Genomic DNA, 13,592 nt, shown 5'->3' with positions numbered 1-13,592 from the left:
TTAGAAACTGGCGCAAATCAGCGCGCCAGCCAGCCGCCATCGACGTTGAGAATAGCGCCATGCACATAATCTGCCGCCGCAGATGACAGGAAAACCGCCGCCCCGGCGATGTCTTCCGAATGCCCCCAGCGGCCGGCCGGAATACGCTCCAGAATGGCCTTGTTGCGGGCTGCATCGGCGCGCAACGCCTCGGTATTGTTGGTTTCGATGTAACCGGGCGCAATGGCGTTCACATTGATGCCCTTTGCCGCCCATTCATTCGCCAGAAGCTTGGTGAGACCTGCAACGCCATGTTTCGCCGCGGTGTAGGACGGCACACGAATGCCACCCTGAAACGACAGGAGCGAGGCTATATTGACCACCTTGCCGGATCGACCTTTGGCCAGCAACTCTTTGGCGAAGGCCTGCGTGGTGAAAAACAGCGCCTTCAGATTGACGTCCATCACCTCGTCCCAGTCGAGTTCGGAAAACTCGACGGAATCGGCGCGGCGGATGATGCCGGCATTGTTGACGAGAATATCGAAACCGGCGTCGGCAAAGCTATCCTTCGCCGCCAGCGGATCGGCAAAATCGATGAGCAGCGCACTCGCCTTGCCGCCGTCTTTTGCGATGATATCAAGCGTTTCGTCCGGCGCACGGCGAGCGGCGCAGACCACTTCCGCACCGGCAGCGGCAAGACCCACCGCAATCGCCTGGCCAAGCCCCGTATTCGCGCCCGTTACGAGCGCCTTGCGGCCCTCAAGCGAAAAGGGATTTTTCATTTCAGATCCCCCGGCTGGATGAAGTCCATGTCGGTATAATCAACATTGTCGCCGGCCATCGCCCAGATGAAGGTGTAAGAGCCGATGCCAGCACCGGAATGGATCGACCAGGGCGGCGAAATGGCGCCTTCTTCATTGGAAATGAACAGATGGCGGGTTTCCTGCGGTTCGCCCATCAGATGCAGCACGCGCGACTTTTCATCCATACCGAAATAGAGATAGGCCTCCATGCGGCGATCATGAATATGCGAGGGAATGGTGTTCCAGACCGAGCCATCCTCCAGCGTCGTATAACCCAGAACCAGCTGGCAGCTTTCCATGACCAGCGGATGGATGAACTGGTTGATGGTGCGCTTGTTGGAGGTCTCGGTCGCGCCAAGCTTGACCTCTTTGCTCTCAGCGAGGCTGACAAGCTTTGCCGGCAGGCTGCGATGGGCCGGGCAGGACGTGATGTAGAACCGGCCAGCACCATCGAAGGTAACAGCCCCGCTGCCGGCACCGAGATAAAGCACGTCGCCGCGATTAAGCGTATAGGTCTCACCGCCGGCGCTGACGGTGCCGGTTTCTCCGATATTGACGATGCCCATCTCGCGCCGGTCGAGGAAGGATGGCGTCTTGGTTTCTTCCACCTTGTCCAGCGTCAGTGGCGCGCCATTGGGCACCGCACCGCCCATCACGAAACGATCGTAATGGGTATAGATCAGCCTGATTTCACCGGAACGGAACATGTCGTTGGCGAGGAAATGCCGGCGGAGCCCTTCGGTATCCAGCGTTTTTGCATAGTCCGGGTTCACGGCCTGCCTGGTTTCGACGGTCAGCATCAAACTCATCCTTCATGATTGTTGCGCATGGCACATAATATATGTTATCCGCTTTTTGTACGATCTGTATGACAAGGTCAAGAGGTGAAGGCACTCTGGACCACAGCAAAGACGCAGAAAAGGCTTGGAAGAATGGCGATGAAACGGCTTCTTGTTACCGGTGCGGCGGGCCAGCTTGGCCGCGTCATGCGCGAGCGTCTCGCACCGATGGCGGAGATACTGCGCCTTGCCGATCTCTCCCCGCTCGACCCGGCAGGGCCGAACGAGGAATGCGTGCAATGCGACCTTGCCGATGCCAGTGCCGTAAATGCCATGGTCGCCGGTTGCGACGGTATTGTTCATCTCGGCGGCATCTCGGTGGAGAAGCCATTCGAACAAATCCTTCAGGGCAATATCATCGGGCTTTATAATCTCTACGAGGCCGCCCGCGCCCATGGACAGCCACGCATCGTCTTTGCCAGCTCCAACCACACGATCGGCTATTATCCGCAGACCGAACGGCTCGGTCCGGATGTTCCGGCGCGTCCGGACGGTCTTTACGGCGTTTCCAAATGTTTCGGCGAAAACCTCGCCCGCATGTATTTCGATAAATTCGGGCAGGAGACGGCGCTGGTGCGCATCGGCTCCTGTACGTCGGAACCCAACAATTACCGCATGCTGTCCACATGGTTTTCGCACGATGATTTCGTGTCGCTGATCGAGGCGGTGTTTCGTGCGCCCATGCTCGGCTGCCCGGTCGTCTGGGGGGCATCGGCCAATGATGCCGGCTGGTGGGACAATTCGCATCTTGGCTTTCTGGGCTGGAAACCGAAGGATAATGCCGAGGCCTTCCGGCGGCATATAACCGAGACGACACCGCCACCGGACCCGAATGACGCGTTGGTGCGGTTCCAGGGCGGTACGTTTGTCGACAACCCGATCTTCAAACAGAGCTGAATGATCAGCGGGATTGCAAGCCGGGCCGCGAATGACGTATCGAGGACATCCGGACGCAACCCCGCACCCATTTTAGAACGGCGACACAGATGACAAAAGCGACCACCTCCGAACCGGCAGCTCCACAGGGCAGAACGCTTGTGGTGAAGGTTTCGGAGGAACTCCGCAGCCAGATCGCCAAGGGCCGCTACAAAACCGGCGACCGCCTGCCCTCCGAAGCGCAGATGACGCAGGAATTCGGCGTGAGCCGCACGGTGGTGCGCGAGGCGGTTGCCTCGCTGCGCTCCGACGGTCTGGTTGAGCCGCGTCAGGGCGCCGGCGTCTTCGTCCTGGAACCCGCGCCCGTTGAGCGACGGCCGTTTCACAATGTCGATCTCGCCCGTGTCTCCTCGCTGATCGAGATGCTGGAACTGCGCACCGCCGTGGAAGGCGATGCCGCCGGCCTTGCCGCCATTCGCCGTTCGCCGGCACAGGAAGAAAAGATCATCGAGGCCTTCGATGCCTTCCGCGCCAGCGCCGCCAAGGGCATGCCAACGGCCGAGGCCGATTTCGCCTTTCACATCGCGGTCGCGGAAGCGACCAACAATCCCCGCTTCAGCGAATTCCTGCAGGTGCTTGGCCCGACCGTCATTCCGCGCCGTGCGGTCGCCGAAAATGGTACCGAAACCGTGCTTTCACCCGCCGATCTCAGCCGTCTCGTCGGCGAGCACGAGGCAATCCTGATCGCCATACAGGATGGCAACGAGGATGCGGCGCGAAGCGCCATGCGCAGCCACCTGAAAAGCAGCCAGACGCGTTACCGCGCCATGTTGCGCGCGCCGCGCTGAGACTGCCCGCCTGAACGCCCTGAACCGCATTAAAGACTGAGGAGAAACCCATGCAGCAGCTTCCGACATTCCCCACCGTTTCGCCCGACGATGGCGTCGAACGCACCGTGCTTTCCGAGGCACCCGAGCTGATGGTCGTGTCCTTCCGCTTCAAGACCGGCGCCGAAGGCAAGCTGCACAGCCATCCGCATGTGCAATCCACCTATGTCGCCAGCGGCAGTTTCCGCTTTTACCGCGATGGCGACGCCTATGACCTTCAGAAAGGCGATAGCCTGGTCGTTCCCGGCCATATTGAACATGGCTGCCTCTGTCTGGAAGAGGGTGAGCTGATCGACTGCTTCACCCCGCGCCGCGACGATTTTCTCTAAGGCAGCAGACGGCCGCGAGCCATCATTCCCGTGACAAATCCCGCAGAGTGCGTGGCAGCTTGTTCATGCATTCTGTGCCTGACGATGTGACGAGGAACTGATCCTCGATCATCAGCGCACCCAGCCCCTCGCCGTAAAATGGCGCTTCGAGCGCAACCACCATACCGGGAAGAATAATTTCCGCGTTGTCATGGGAAAAGAACGGCCACTCCTCGATGCCCACCCCGCCGCCGACGGAGTGGCCGAAATGGCCGCGATAATACTCACTGAAACCATCCCTGCGCATCGAGGCCAGCATGGCTGCGTGCACCGCGCCGAAGCTGTTGCCGGGACGAAGCGCGTCCAGCCCGCTTTCGAAGGCCGCTTCCAGCGCCTTGAAGATATCCACCGCCAGAGGCGAGACCGGGCCCCATGAGAAGGTTCTTGCACCGTCAGACGAATAACCATCGACCAACGTGCCGACATCGGCCTTGATCAATGCGCCCGGCGTCACCACAGCCGCCATATCCGACAAAGCGGGCCCGACGGATATGTAGTCCCAATGTCCGCTCAGCGAAAAACCTGACGTCGCGGCATGCGCCTGCGCGCCAGCCTTCCAGGCGGCAGAAAGCCCACCAAGCGCCGCGCCCGGCCGAACGGCGGCGGCCATCTCGACCAGCCCGGCCTCAGCAGCGGCTGCGGCCTGCCTTAAAAGCACGGCCTCACGTTCGGATTTCACGGCGCGCAGACGTCGCAACACGGCCGAACCGTCCACCCAAGTCACATCGGGAAGCGCCTGACGCAGGGCGAAAAAATCGGCGGCGGGCATGAATTCGAGATCGGCACCGATGTGCGCCGATGCTAAACTGCGCTCCCGCAGGAGATCCGCGAGAAGTTTGAAACAGACCGCGCGGTCAAACGTCTCCGGCCTCGGGCCGCCCGAATTGTTGCGGCGATATGCCTTATCCACTTGCGCGACAGTTTCGACACCCGACAGATCGACCATGTCGATCCATATGCGGTGGCAGCGCAGATCGATATCTGGCGCAGCCTTCCTGATAAGCGGGGCAGCATGATCGCTGACGATGGCGGCAAGCCCCGCCCCGGCATCTGCCGGAACAAGCGCAATCGCTGAACCAGCCCTGCCCCACATTGTCGCAACACCGGCGTGAGCGCCGACCGCATATCGGAAGGCTTCGGGCTGGAACAGCACCAGCGCATCGATATCCGCCTCCCGCATCAGCTGCTGCGCACGGCTTCGGTCGACATAGCTCATGGGAACCCCGGTGATTGTTTGCCTGCCGTATCTTGCGGCGCATTTTATGAAACTACGCTTTAGCAGTCACCGGGAGAGGAAAGAAGGTGGAAGATGACATCTCCACCACAACGGTCGTCATTTGGAGCGAGCGCATACCACTTGTTTCTTTTCCCCGGCGGGGAGAAGTATCCGCAACACCTCGCCTATCCAAACGAGGCGGCGGATAAATCCGCCGCCACATCGTCTTTCAAGCCTCCAGCCACTTCACCTGCTCATCCGTCAAAGCAATATCCAGTGCCGAAAGGCTGTCCTCCAGCTCCGCGATGGTGCGCGGCCCGATCAGCGGGATGACCGGGAAGGGCTGGGCGATGACATAAGCAAGCGCGATATGGATCGGGTGCCGCCCGAGTTTCTGGGCTAGCTCGATCGCCCGGTCGCGGCGCACGAAGTTACGGTCAGAATACCAGACGCGGACGATTTCCTCATCATCCTGCTTGTCGCGCCCTGCCCGCTCGGTGAAGAAGCCGCGCCCTTGGCTCGACCAGGCGAAGTTAGGGATCTGGCGGGATTTCAGCCATTCCTTCCACTCGTCATCCGATGCCGCCACGCAGCCCGCCCAGATGGGATCGAGCATTTCGGCGAGCGAGAAGTTGTTGGAAAGAGCGCCCGGGGCCTGCTTGCCATTCTTCTGCGCATAGGCGGCAGCCTCATCCATACGCTCGCGCGTCCAGTTCGAGCCGCCGAAAATGCCGCGAATGCGGCCGCGCCGGACTTCGGAATCCATGGCATCAACGAATTCGCCAACCGGAACGTCCAGATTATCACGATGCATGAAATAGGCATCGACATAATCCGTCTTCAGCCGTTCAAGCGACTGATCGAGCTGTTTGGCAATCATGTCAGGATAGCAGAGCGGCGAATGCGCGCCCTTGCCAATCAGCACGATCTCTTCGCGCGGCACGTTGCGGCTCGTATGCCAGTCACCAAAAATCGCCTCGGTTTTTCCGGCGCCATAGACATAGGCCGTATCGAAGAGATTGCCGCCTGCTTCATAAAAAGCATCGAGCGTCAGGGATGCGGAGGCAAAATTGGGGAAAAATTCGAAACCGAGCGCGACCACGGAGGCGGGTTTGAAAAGGCCCGGTATCTGCCGCTTCGGAACCGTATTTCCGGCCACAACCGTGCCGCCGGCAATGTTTGCGATGCGGGAGGTCGCCTTCTCGACGCTGTATTCCAGCCCGACCGAGGCCCGCCATTGATCCATGACACGCAGGTTGCCGAGGCTGTCGGCCCAGGCCATGCCGGGTGCATCGAATTCCTTTTTACCCTGGCGAATTGCCTCGCCGGCCACATCGACCTCGAAGGAATAAAGCCAGCGATCCTCCGGCAATTCGATGGTGTCGACCTTGTCGCCGCGGATGATGTCTATACGGCCGGTGCCACCCTTGTGGCCGGCGGCGAACCAGAAATCCTTGACCTCGATACGGCCTTCCGAGCCGATGATGCGCAGCACATTGTCCTGCGCCGCCATGATCGAGCACGAAACTTCCGCGACGATGCCGTTTGCGAATTTCAGCACGGCCGAGGCCCATTCATCGACGCCTGACTGGCCGAGATGGGCCGCGCCCGCCACCTTTTCCGGCTCGACAAAGGGTTTTCCCTCCACGGCACCTGCGATCATCCGCACCATGGAGACCGGATAACCGCCGACATCGAGAATGCCGCCGCCCGCCATTTCATTGGCGAAAAGCCGGTGATCGGCCCGGAACGAACCCATGTTGAAACCGAAGCTCGAGCGGATGATACGGATATCGCCAACCGCACGGGCTTTCACCAGTTCCAGCAATTTCGCCGTCTGCGGATGCAGGCGGTACATATAGGCTTCACCGGCGAAGACGCCCGCCTTTTTCGCCTCATGAAAAATAGCGTCGGCGTCATAGGCGGAAAGCGCGATGGGTTTTTCCACCAGCACGTTCTTGCCAGCGCGTATGGCCTTGATCGCCCATTCGGCATGGCCGGTATGGGGTGTGGCGATATAGACCGCATCGATATCGGGATCGGCAAGCAACGCATCGTAACCCTTGATGATGCGCGCGCCGGCAAAGGCTTCGGCAAGGCCCGGCCTGTCCGGATTGCGGGTGGCGATGGCCTCTAACCTGCCGGTGCGGGAATGGGCGATACCATCCGCGAAAGTCTTTGCGATGGTTCCCGGGCCGATGATGCCCCAGCGGATCGGTTGTTCGGTCGTCATGAAATCCTCGTCTTACATTGGTGCTTGGGAAGAAATCAGCGCAGGCGTTCGCCCTTGCTGTCGAAAAGGAAAGCCTTGCGGGCGGAAAGACCGACCGTCAGCTGGTCGCGATTGCCGACATCGCGCGATTCCGGCCGCTCGATGATGAGCTGCTCGCCGCCTTCGGTTCGGGCATAGACATAGCTGGTGTTACCGAGATGTTCGGCGACATCGACATACACGGTGAGATCGGCATCACCCGCGCCGGCATCGGCGAAATGTTCGGGTCGGATGCCGAGCGAGACCCTGGCGCCTTCGTTCAAGCGGCCCTTCACGGGCAAGATCAGCCGCACCGCGGGATCGCTGTCGAACGATAGCGTGACGTTTTCCGCGCCGCTGTCGATGATGGTGGCGTCGAGAAAATTCATTTTCGGTGAACCGACGAAACCGGCGACGAAACGGTTGGCTGGATCGTCATAAAGATCGAGCGGCGGGCCGACCTGTTCGATATTGCCCGCCCGCAGCACCACGATCTTGTCGGCGAGCGTCATCGCTTCGGTCTGGTCATGGGTGACATAGATCATCGTGGTGCCGAGCTGCTTGTGCAGCCGCGATATTTCCACGCGCATCTGCACCCGCAATTCGGCATCGAGATTGGAGAGCGGCTCGTCGAAGAGGAAGACCTGCGGTTCGCGCACGATGGCGCGGCCGATAGCCACACGCTGCCGCTGGCCGCCGGAAAGCTGTTTCGGGCGGCGTTGCATCAATTCGTTGATCTGCAGGATTTCGGCGGCGCGGCTGACACGCTTTTGCGTATCGGCCTTGGGGTTGCCGTTCATCCGAAGACCGAAGGACAAGTTTTCGGCGACCGTCATATGCGGATAGAGCGCGTAGGACTGGAACACCATGGCGATGCCGCGATCCGCCGGATCGGCGTCGCTGACCGTCTTTCCGCCAATCACGATATCGCCGCCGGAAATATCTTCCAGCCCGGCGATCATTCTGAGAAGCGTGGATTTGCCGCAGCCGGACGGGCCGACAAACACGACGAATTCGCCGTCCTCCACTTCCAGATTGGCACCATGGATCACCTCCAGCGCGCCGTAACGCTTGACCACGTTTTTGAGCGAAAGTTCCGCCATGCGGCCCCCTTACTTGACTGCCCCGGCTGAGATGCCGGCGATGAAGTGACGTTGCAAAGCCACGAAAACTACGAGGATGGGTGCGGTGAGCAGCACCGCGCCAGCCATGATGCCGCCCCATGACACCTTGGTGAGCCCGATGAGGGTGCCAAGGGCCACGGGTGCGGTCATCATTCCTGGGCGGGAATTGATGAGAAGCGGCCAGAGATAATTATTCCACGAGGCCAGGAAGAGAATGATCGAGAGCGCCGCCATGGTGGGCCGCGCCAGCGGCAGGGCGATGCGCAGGAAGATCTGCCATTCCTTGACGCCTTCCACCCGTGCCGCATCGAAAAGCTCGGTCGGCATCATCGAGAAGGATTGTCGCATGAACAGCACGCCGAGCGAGTTGAACAGCGGCGGCACGATCAATGCGATCCAGGTGTTGGCGAGCTTGAATTCACGCGCCACCATGATGAATTGCGGAATGACAACGACAGCGAAGGGCAGAGTGATGGTGCCGAGGATGATGGCGATCACCACCCTGCGTCCAGCGAAACGGTAACGCGCCAGCGCCCAGCCCGCCATCGACGTCAGGAACACCGAAAGAACCGTGTAGATGACGGCGACGGTGATGGAGATGAACATCGCCCGCAGGAAATTCGTATCCGCCTGAAGGTTGCTTAAATTTTCCATAAAGTTGGTGGATGGCACCAGAACAATGTCCGGGCTGAAAATGCCGTAATCCGGCATGGTCGAGAACACGAACATCATCCACAGTGGAAACAGCCAGATGATGGCGAGCGGCGTCAGCGTCGCATGCAGGGCCATCTTTTGCCAGAACAGCGATCTGGATTTCGATCTCATTTCGGCTCCCTCCCGACCCACAGATTAAGCAGCGAAATGGCGATGGCGAGCGCCGCCATGGTGTAGGCGATGGCCGAGGCGTAACCGAAATTGAGCGACGTGAAGCCCTGCCGGTAAAGGAACAGTCCGAGCGTCTCCGTGCCGCCACCCGGCCCGCCCCTGTTGGTGATGAGGAAAGGTTCGGCAAACAGCTGCATGGTGCCGATGACCGACAGGACGACGCAAAAGAGGATGATGGGTTTGAGCAGCGGAAGGGTGATATGAAAGAACTGCTGGCGCTTGCTCACCTTGTCCAGCGTCGCCGCCTCATAAACGTCACCGGGGATGGATTGCAGCCCGGCAAGGATGATGATGGCGTTATACCCCGCCCAGCGCCAGGTAACCGCGATGATGACAAGCGCCATGGCCGCATTGGCATTGTCGAACCACGAGATGGGCGAGAGGCCGACTGATGTGATGAGCTTGTTGATAATGCCGAAATCGGCGCTGAACATCAGCCGGAACACCGCCGCATAGGCAACCTCGCCGACGACGACAGGCGCGAAAAACGCAAAACGGTAAAGCGGCCGGACTTTGAGTAGCGGCGAATTCAAGAGCACCGCCATGACCGTGGCAAGCGCAATCATCACAGGCACCTGAATGACCAGAATGATCAGCGTATTGTAAAGCGCGTTATAGAACGCAGGATCGGAAACGAGCCGCCCCCAGTTCATGGAGGGCGCGAACCGCCACGGGTTGATGCGCGTGTTCTGGAACGACAGCATGAACGAGCTGATGATTGGCCAAACCCAGAAGGTGGCGAAAATCAGGAGATAGGGCGCGAGGAAAGCATAAGCGATCCTGTTCCTAGACGGCATGACGACCTCCAGATGCCGGCCGATGGGGCCGGATAAATGGAAAAGCTTCAGAAAGGCCGGCCCCGTTCAGGGGCAATGCCATTGCAGGACGGCGCGGCGTATTTCTTCTCCCTGAGGGGCAGAAGGTGACCCAAGGGTCGGATGAGGGAGCTCGCTCTCGGTCTATCACTACCGTCGCCCCCTCATCCCGCTGCCGCGGACTTCTCCCCCTCGGGGAGAAGAAATCCGGGGCCCCGCTCGGTTCCTAAACCGCCGGTTTACTCCGCTACGGGGAGCCCCGTCGCCGTTTCAATCTGCTTTGCGGCGTCGTCGAGGGCGGCCTTCGCATCGGGATATCCACCGGCAAAATATTTCGTCTGCGTCGCCTTGTAGATCGCATCCGCATCTGACTGGAACGCGGTGCCGCGGCTCGGCACGATCTTCGGCAGGGTGGCGAGAATATCGGTCCACACCGCCTGCCCGCCCCAATAGGGCTGCTTTTCCTTGACGAAAGGATCGTCGATGGCGGACAGGAGCGAAGGAACGAGGCCGAAGGATTTCAGCATCGTCACCTGACCTTCATTGGTGGTGAGCGCGTAGTCGATATATTTCCACGCCGCTTCCTTGCGCTGGGATGTAGAGCTGATCGCCAGCGACGAACCGCCGAGATTGGCCGCATGCGGACCATCGGCCGTCAGGCTCGGCATCAGATAGACGCCCCACTTGCCGGAAAGGTCGGGTGAACCGGAGCGCACCGTGCCTTCATACCACGCGCCATACATCTGGCTTGCGGCCTTGCCGGCCGTATTGGCCTGGATTTTCTCATCCCAGATCGCCGCCGTGATGATGCCCGCGTCCTTCATTTCCTTGACCTTTTCAAGGGTCGCGACACAGGCAGGCTTGTTGATCGTGATATTCTCGCCATCGGTCGAAAAGTAACCGCATCCCTGCTCATTGGCGATCATGCGGAACCATTCGCTATCGCCGTTGAAATCGGCCTGCGCCATGACGGTGCCGGGATTGGCGGCCATGACCTTCTTGCCGGCGGCAATGAAATCGTCCCAGCTCTTGATCGTGGCGGGATCGACGCCCGCCTTCTCATAGAAGTCGCGGCGATAAAATACCGCCACCGGACCAGAATCCCACGGAACCGCATAGGCGACACCGTCAACCTCAAGTTCGGTGCGCTTGAAGTCGGGGAAAAGCGCCTGTTTTTCAGGCGTATAGCCAAGCTCGGTCAGATTGGCGAAACAATCGGGAAAACGGCTCCAGAACAGCTCCGCCTCGAAATTCTCGACGGTGACAATGTCAGGAAGACCGTCGCCACCGGCTGCGCAGGCGGCCAGCGTCTTGTCAAAAACCTGATTGTTTCCAAGGTCTTCAACGACGATCTTGATATCCGGATTCTGCTTGTTGAAACCTTCGACCGTGGATTTCAGCGCGGAAGCAGCGACATTCCAGCTCCAGATGGTGACGGTTTCGGTTTGCGCGAAAGCCGGGGCTGCAAGCAGCAGCAGAGCCGTAGACGCGCCAAGAAATTTAAAGCACATTGAAAACCTCCCTTTTTTCAATTGCCGTTCTTCAGCGAACATGGGCACATTAGCGGCGGCAGGAAATCTGTCTCGTAAAAAGGGAACATCGATTTGGCGGAAAGTAAGATTGCCGAAAGAGCCTTTTACCAGCCCGGTGCAAGTAGCATCGAAGGCATGCCGACAACGCTTCAGCTTTTCCACAACCACCCGCCCATCATGCTTCGCCCCCACTGGCACGCGCAGGTGGAGGTGAATTATGTGATGTCGGGATCGGTGCATTACCGCATGGGCGATCACGACCTGACGCTGAATGCCGGGCAGATGTGTATTTTCTGGGGTGGCCAACCGCATCAGATGGACCGCTCCTCCGACGATTCCTTTTATGCCGGCGCGCATCTTCCGCTCGTGCACTTCTTCCGCATGCGCCTGCCGGCCGCCATCTCCAGCCAGCTGATGGACGGTGCAACGATGGTGAGCGGTGAGACCGACAGGGCCGATGCGGAGAATTTCGGCCGCTGGTTCCGTTACGTCACCTCGGGTGATCCGGCGAAGGCGCAGCACGCCGTAGAGGAGTTGCTGCTGAGGGTTGAACGGATGTTTCTCGAACCCTATTCCGTCATATCGTCTGCCGACCATGGAAAACGCAAAGAGGACGACGAAGGCATGGCGCCCTCCATCGGCGTCGTACGCATGTGCGATTTCATCGCCGCCAATTTTCTCGATGATATCGACGCGACCGATATCGCCCGCGCCGCCTCGCTGCACCCGAAATATGCGATGAACCTGTTTCGCAAATCCACCGGCATGACGCTGATCAAATATCTGACGTTGCTCCGGCTTTCCCGCGCGCAGGCAATGCTGATGACCGGCAAGGACAACATCCTGCAGATTGCCATGGAAAGCGGCTTCGGCTCCGTCAGCGCCTTCAACAAGGCGTTCCGCCAGATATCAGGCATGTCGCCTTCCGATTTTAGGCGCGATATGCGGGCGGCTGCGGCTTAGGGTATTTCCAATGCAGCCGTTACCGTAAGCAACCTACATGGCGCCGACGCGTCCCATCTCCACCCCCTCATTCCTGTGCTTGTCACAGGAATCCAGCCGACGCGCGTCTGCGCGGCGGGAAGAGTCCTTTCAGCCCAAAGACTTGGGCTGGCTGGATCCCTGTGACAAGCACAGGGATGAGGAGCGTTAAGCCTAGTCCCCTATATCTTCCAAGTCGGAGAAAGCAGCGCTGCGCTGCCGCGCCGCCTGCCGATAGGCCCTTGGTGAACTGCCAAGCATGCGCCGGAACATGGTGGTGAAGGCCGGGATGTTCTCATAACCGGCATCCAGCGCCACATTCGTCACCGCTTCGCCGGCCGCCAGTCTCGGCAGCGAGGCGAAGATACAGGCCTGCTGACGCCAGGTTACAAAACTGACACCGAGTTCACGGCGAAAAAGGCGTGTGAAAGAGCGGCGGCTGATACCCATGGCCGCCGCCCACTCGTCGATCTCCACCCGCGCCACGGGCTTCCTGAGAAAATCACGACAGAGCGCCGCCAGACGCTGATTGTCCGGAAACGGCAATCCAAGTGGACGTTCTGGCAGTCGATTCACTTCATCCAGCAAAAGAGCACGCACCAGCCCCTGCCGGTGAAATGCTGAAGGCTGATGTTCTTCGGCCAGCAATTCGGAAATAAGGCTCGAGGCCAGATCGGTTATTTCCACAACCTTTGGAGACTCCGCCTGGAATAGTTCGGGATGAACGTAAATCGAATGCATCTCGACATTGGATATGATCTCTGCTTCGTGTTGCAGCCCCGCGGGAATGAGGAGACCGTGACCAGGCGGTATCATCCAGCGCCCATCAGCCGTGCTCACCAGCACCACGCCCTGACGGGCGCACCAGATCTGGACGCGACTATGGCTGTGCGGCGGCGTCCTGTGCCCCGTCGGATAAACACGATGAAGCGCCAGCACCGGCTCATTGGTGCCGTCGATCAATTTCAGGCTGCGCTCATGCTCGTCCCGTGTCAGGCTAGGTGGATGTCGCGGTTTGATTTTTGCCATTTGGCCC

General features: G+C 59.7%; 13 protein-coding genes. 4 read left to right on the top strand and 9 right to left on the bottom strand.

Translation table 11 applies throughout. From position 1 onward, the window contains the following. Positions 1-17: 17 nt before the first annotated feature. Complete coding sequence (gene kduD, locus GSF67_RS22670) at positions 18-761, bottom strand: 2-dehydro-3-deoxy-D-gluconate 5-dehydrogenase KduD (protein WP_006311859.1); 744 nt, start codon at positions 759-761, stop codon at positions 18-20. Further along, positions 758-1,582: a 5-dehydro-4-deoxy-D-glucuronate isomerase gene (gene kduI / locus GSF67_RS22665; protein ID WP_006311858.1), complete on the bottom strand. Its 825-nt coding sequence runs from the start codon at positions 1,580-1,582 to the stop codon at positions 758-760. The genes kduD and kduI overlap by 4 nt, the downstream gene beginning before the upstream one ends. Positions 1,583-1,720: 138 nt before the next feature. Here kduI and GSF67_RS22660 point away from each other — a divergent pair, with 138 nt between their 5' ends. From GSF67_RS22660 to GSF67_RS22650, 3 genes are all read left to right on the top strand, one after another. Then, positions 1,721-2,518: an NAD(P)-dependent oxidoreductase gene (locus GSF67_RS22660; RefSeq protein WP_006311857.1), complete on the top strand. Its 798-nt coding sequence runs from the start codon at positions 1,721-1,723 to the stop codon at positions 2,516-2,518. 89 nt (positions 2,519-2,607) lie between these two features. Continuing rightward, a complete protein-coding gene (locus GSF67_RS22655) occupies positions 2,608-3,345 on the top strand; it encodes a FadR/GntR family transcriptional regulator (protein WP_006311856.1) in 738 nt (245 codons plus the stop codon). A 50-nt stretch (positions 3,346-3,395) separates the two neighbouring features. After that, positions 3,396-3,713, top strand: coding sequence for a cupin domain-containing protein (locus GSF67_RS22650; protein WP_006311855.1), 318 nt, complete (start codon positions 3,396-3,398; stop codon positions 3,711-3,713). Between the two features lie 22 nt (positions 3,714-3,735). Here GSF67_RS22650 and GSF67_RS22645 read toward each other — a convergent pair whose 3' ends face one another. The 6 genes from GSF67_RS22645 to GSF67_RS22620 form a co-directional block, all read right to left on the bottom strand. Continuing rightward, positions 3,736-4,968: a Xaa-Pro peptidase family protein gene (locus GSF67_RS22645; protein WP_006311854.1), complete on the bottom strand. Its 1,233-nt coding sequence runs from the start codon at positions 4,966-4,968 to the stop codon at positions 3,736-3,738. A gap of 229 nt (positions 4,969-5,197) precedes the next feature. Beyond that, the gene (locus tag GSF67_RS22640) at positions 5,198-7,201 is read right to left on the bottom strand and encodes an aldo/keto reductase (RefSeq protein WP_006311853.1); all 2,004 of its coding nucleotides are present in this window, start codon (positions 7,199-7,201) and stop codon (positions 5,198-5,200) included. A 35-nt stretch (positions 7,202-7,236) separates the two neighbouring features. Then, a complete protein-coding gene (locus GSF67_RS22635; RefSeq protein WP_006311852.1) occupies positions 7,237-8,322 on the bottom strand; it encodes an ABC transporter ATP-binding protein in 1,086 nt (361 codons plus the stop codon). A gap of 9 nt (positions 8,323-8,331) precedes the next feature. Next, on the bottom strand, positions 8,332-9,168 hold the full coding sequence (locus GSF67_RS22630; protein WP_006311851.1) for a carbohydrate ABC transporter permease: 837 nt from the start codon (positions 9,166-9,168) through the stop codon (positions 8,332-8,334). Continuing rightward, entirely contained in the window at positions 9,165-10,025 is an 861-nt protein-coding gene (locus GSF67_RS22625; RefSeq protein ID WP_006311850.1) for a carbohydrate ABC transporter permease, read from the bottom strand. Before GSF67_RS22625 ends, GSF67_RS22630 begins: the two co-directional genes overlap by 4 nt. Positions 10,026-10,282: 257 nt before the next feature. After that, the gene (locus GSF67_RS22620; protein ID WP_080814395.1) at positions 10,283-11,554 is read right to left on the bottom strand and encodes a sugar ABC transporter substrate-binding protein; all 1,272 of its coding nucleotides are present in this window, start codon (positions 11,552-11,554) and stop codon (positions 10,283-10,285) included. A gap of 93 nt (positions 11,555-11,647) precedes the next feature. Here GSF67_RS22620 and GSF67_RS22615 point away from each other — a divergent pair, with 93 nt between their 5' ends. Next, complete coding sequence (locus GSF67_RS22615) at positions 11,648-12,538, top strand: helix-turn-helix domain-containing protein (protein ID WP_006313211.1); 891 nt, start codon at positions 11,648-11,650, stop codon at positions 12,536-12,538. A gap of 192 nt (positions 12,539-12,730) precedes the next feature. Here GSF67_RS22615 and GSF67_RS22610 read toward each other — a convergent pair whose 3' ends face one another. Next, positions 12,731-13,585 carry a helix-turn-helix domain-containing protein gene (locus GSF67_RS22610; RefSeq protein WP_006313210.1) on the bottom strand — a complete coding sequence of 285 codons (855 nt, stop codon included), beginning with the start codon at positions 13,583-13,585 and terminating at the stop codon, positions 12,731-12,733. Between the last annotated feature and the right edge of the window lie 7 nt (positions 13,586-13,592).

Origin of the sequence: Agrobacterium sp. CGMCC 11546, assembly GCF_013365515.1 — a bacterium.
Lineage (GTDB): Bacteria > Pseudomonadota > Alphaproteobacteria > Rhizobiales > Rhizobiaceae > Agrobacterium > Agrobacterium fabrum.
This window is presented reverse-complemented; position numbering and strand designations above follow the sequence as displayed.

Coding starts and splice junctions, on each gene's coding strand:
- GSF67_RS22610 (WP_006313210.1), bottom strand. CDS start 13,585: ATGGCAAAAATCAAACCGCGACATCCACCTAGCCTGACACGGGACGAG.
- GSF67_RS22630 (WP_006311851.1), bottom strand. CDS start 9,168: ATGAGATCGAAATCCAGATCGCTGTTCTGGCAAAAGATGGCCCTGCAT.
- GSF67_RS22660 (WP_006311857.1), top strand. CDS start 1,721: ATGAAACGGCTTCTTGTTACCGGTGCGGCGGGCCAGCTTGGCCGCGTC.
- GSF67_RS22645 (WP_006311854.1), bottom strand. CDS start 4,968: ATGAGCTATGTCGACCGAAGCCGTGCGCAGCAGCTGATGCGGGAGGCG.
- kduD (WP_006311859.1), bottom strand. CDS start 761: ATGAAAAATCCCTTTTCGCTTGAGGGCCGCAAGGCGCTCGTAACGGGC.
- GSF67_RS22620 (WP_080814395.1), bottom strand. CDS start 11,554: ATGTGCTTTAAATTTCTTGGCGCGTCTACGGCTCTGCTGCTGCTTGCA.
- GSF67_RS22655 (WP_006311856.1), top strand. CDS start 2,608: ATGACAAAAGCGACCACCTCCGAACCGGCAGCTCCACAGGGCAGAACG.
- GSF67_RS22635 (WP_006311852.1), bottom strand. CDS start 8,322: ATGGCGGAACTTTCGCTCAAAAACGTGGTCAAGCGTTACGGCGCGCTG.
- GSF67_RS22640 (WP_006311853.1), bottom strand. CDS start 7,201: ATGACGACCGAACAACCGATCCGCTGGGGCATCATCGGCCCGGGAACC.
- GSF67_RS22625 (WP_006311850.1), bottom strand. CDS start 10,025: ATGCCGTCTAGGAACAGGATCGCTTATGCTTTCCTCGCGCCCTATCTC.
- GSF67_RS22650 (WP_006311855.1), top strand. CDS start 3,396: ATGCAGCAGCTTCCGACATTCCCCACCGTTTCGCCCGACGATGGCGTC.
- kduI (WP_006311858.1), bottom strand. CDS start 1,582: ATGCTGACCGTCGAAACCAGGCAGGCCGTGAACCCGGACTATGCAAAA.